The sequence below is a fragment of the Thauera phenylacetica B4P genome (assembly GCF_000310225.1).
Classification (GTDB): Bacteria; Pseudomonadota; Gammaproteobacteria; order Burkholderiales; family Rhodocyclaceae; genus Thauera; species Thauera phenylacetica.
The window spans coordinates 1-2,812 of sequence record NZ_AMXF01000360.1 but is presented as its reverse complement, the minus strand read 5'-3'; the positions used below and the strand labels follow the sequence as shown (position 1 = coordinate 2,812).

The window sequence follows — 2,812 nt, the reverse complement described above, 5'->3', positions numbered from 1 at the left end:
GACCTCCGGGCCGGTCTCGCCGGCCGCCAGGCGCAGCGCGCCGGCAAACGCGATCATCGCGCCGTTGTCGGTGCACAGCGCCGGCTCGGGGTAATGCACGCGGCCGCCGCGGCGCGCGAGCGCGGCATCCAGCGTGGCGCGCAGGCAGCGGTTGGCGCCCACGCCGCCGGCCACCACCAGGGTCTTGAGCCCCACCTTCTTCAGCGCCGCGAGCGACTTCGCGCACAACACCTCGACCACCGCCTGCTGGAACTCGGCGGCGAGGTCGACCATGCGCGCCGGGTCCCAGTCGGGCGCCGACACCACGTTGAGCACCGCGGTCTTGAGGCCGCTGAAGCTGAAGTCGAGGTCGCCCGAGTGCAGCATCGGGCGCGGCAGTCGGAAGCGCCCGGGCACGCCGGATTCGGCGAGCTGCGCCAGCTGCGGTCCGCCCGGATAGCCCAGGCCGAGCAGCTTGGCGGTCTTGTCGAAGGCCTCGCCGGCGGCGTCATCCACGGATTCGCCAAGCAGCGCGTAGTCGCCCACCCCGCGCACCCGCATCAGCTGGGTGTGGCCGCCCGAGACCAGCAGCGCGACGAAGGGGAAGGCGGGCGGATCGACCGACAGCAGCGGCGACAGCAGGTGGCCTTCGAGGTGATGCACCGGCAGCGCCGGGATCCCGCGCGCCATCGCGAAGGACTCCGCCACGCTCGCCCCCACCAGCAGCGCGCCGGCGAGCCCGGGCCCGCTGGTGTAGGCCACGGCGTCGATGTCCGCGGCGGCCAGGCCGGCCTCGGCCAGGGTCTGGCGCAGCAGCAGCGGCAGGCGGCGGATGTGGTCGCGCGAGGCGAGCTCGGGCACCACCCCGCCATAGGCCGCGTGCAAGTCGATCTGCGAGTGCAGGCAGTGCGCGCGCAGGCCGGCCTCGGTGTCGTAGATCGCCACGCCGGTCTCGTCGCAGGAGGTTTCGATGCCGAGCACTTTCATCGGGTTGCATCCGTTTGATTCGGTGTCGCATTTTAACCTGCCACCACCACCGCAGGCGATCGGCGGCCTTGCCATCGACGGTCGGCTGGTTTATATTCGCGGTCTTTCTGCCCACCAGACACCCAAGGAAGTCCGCAATGCCCGGTATCCGCGTCAAGGAAAACGAGCCGTTTGAAGTTGCGATCCGCCGCTTCAAGCGCACCATCGAGAAGACCGGTGTGCTGACCGAACTGCGCTCGCGCGAGTTCTACGAAAAGCCCACCGCCGAGCGCAAGCGCAAGCTGGCCGCCGCAGTCAAGCGCAACCACAAGCGCCTGCGCAGCCAGACGCTGCCGCCGAAGCTCTACTGATTCGGTACGCGCCCCGCGCTCGCGGGGCGTCCATGCCCGCCCTCGCGGGCGATCACACGCCGGCCCGGGGTCGCTCGACCCTCGCCCGGCGTGCTGCTTTTACACGAACACCCGTCGTCCGTGAATGCGGACGGGACGGGCGTTTGCTTTTTCGCGCGCGATGATCCCACAGTCCTTCGTCCAGGAACTGCTTTCCCGCGTCGACATCGTCGACGTCATCGAACGCTACGTCCCGCTCAAGAAGAGCGGCGCCAACTACTTCGCCTGCTGCCCCTTCCACGGCGAGAAGTCCGCGTCGTTCTCCGTCAGCCCGTCCAAGCAGTTCTATCACTGCTTCGGTTGCGGCGTGCACGGCAGCGCGGTCGGCTTCCTGATGGAGTACAGCGGGCTGGGCTTCGTCGACGCGATCAAGGAGCTCGCCGCGCAGGTCGGCCTGCAGGTGCCCGACGACGGCCGCAGCGCGGCGCCGGCGCACGACGACACCAGCGAGCGGCTCTACGAGGCGATGGCGGTGGCGGCGCGCTTCTACCGCGACCAGCTCAAGCCCTCGCGCCCGGCCATCGACTACCTCAAGCGCCGCGGCCTGTCGGGCGAGGTCGCCGCGCGCTTCGGCCTCGGCTACGCCCCCGACGAGTGGCAGGCGCTGGAGAAGGCCTTCCCCGACTACCAGGCCAGGACGCTCGCCGACGCCGGCCTGGTCATCGACAACGAGCAGGGGCGGCGCTACGACCGCTTCCGCAACCGCATCATCTTCCCGATCCACGACCGCCGCGGGCGCATCATCGCCTTCGGCGGGCGCGTGCTCGACAAGGGCGAGCCCAAGTACCTGAACTCGCCCGAGACCTCGCTCTTCGAGAAGGGGCGCGAGCTCTACGGCCTCTTCCTGGCGCAGAAGGCGATCCGCGACGCCGGCTTCGCGGTCGTGGTCGAGGGCTACATGGACGTGGTCGCGCTCGCCCAGTTCGCCATCGAGAACGCGGTCGCCACGCTCGGCACCGCGACCACGCCCCAGCACATCCACACCCTGCTGCGCCAGACCGACCGCATCGTGTTCTGCTTCGACGGCGACGCCGCCGGCCGCCGCGCCGCCTGGCGCGCGCTCGAGAACGCGCTCGAGTCCCTGCGCGACGACGCCACGCTCGCCTTCCTCTTCCTGCCCGCCGAGCACGACCCGGACTCCTTCGTGCGCGCCGAGGGCGCCGAGGCCTTCCGCAAGGCCGCGCTCGCCGCCACCCCGCTGGGCAGCTTCCTGATCCAGGAGCTGTCCGGCCGCCATCCGCTCGACAGCGCCGAGGGCCGCGCCGCCTTCGTGCACGAGGCGGCGCCGCTGGTCACCCGCATCGCCGCGCCGCTGCTGAAGCTGCAGGTGGTGAAGGCGGTGGCCGAGACCGCGGGCATGACCCAGGGCGAGGTGGAATACGCCTTCGAGCAGCTCGCCGCCAGCGCACCGCGCCGGCGCGGCGCCGAGGCGCCCGCCCCTGCGCGCGCAGCCGCCG

General features: G+C 71.2%; 4 protein-coding genes. 3 read left to right on the top strand and 1 reads right to left on the bottom strand.

Annotated features, from left to right (window positions below; all coding sequences use genetic code 11):
• Positions 1-966: tRNA (adenosine(37)-N6)-threonylcarbamoyltransferase complex transferase subunit TsaD (gene tsaD / locus C667_RS21890; RefSeq protein WP_004385073.1), on the bottom strand; the 966-nt coding region annotated here is incomplete at its 3' end.
• On the opposite strand from tsaD, the gene C667_RS26065 reads away from it, so the two are divergent.
• The 3 genes from C667_RS26065 to dnaG form a co-directional block, all read left to right on the top strand.
• Complete coding sequence (locus C667_RS26065; RefSeq protein WP_169317695.1) at positions 950-1,141, top strand: hypothetical protein; 192 nt, start codon at positions 950-952, stop codon at positions 1,139-1,141. The genes tsaD and C667_RS26065 overlap by 17 nt on opposite strands.
• Positions 1,104-1,316: a 30S ribosomal protein S21 gene (rpsU, locus tag C667_RS21885; protein WP_002924646.1), complete on the top strand. Its 213-nt coding sequence runs from the start codon at positions 1,104-1,106 to the stop codon at positions 1,314-1,316. Before C667_RS26065 ends, rpsU begins: the two co-directional genes overlap by 38 nt.
• Before the next feature lie 160 nt (positions 1,317-1,476).
• Positions 1,477-2,812: DNA primase (gene dnaG / locus C667_RS21880; RefSeq protein ID WP_004385071.1), on the top strand; the 1,336-nt coding region annotated here is incomplete at its 3' end.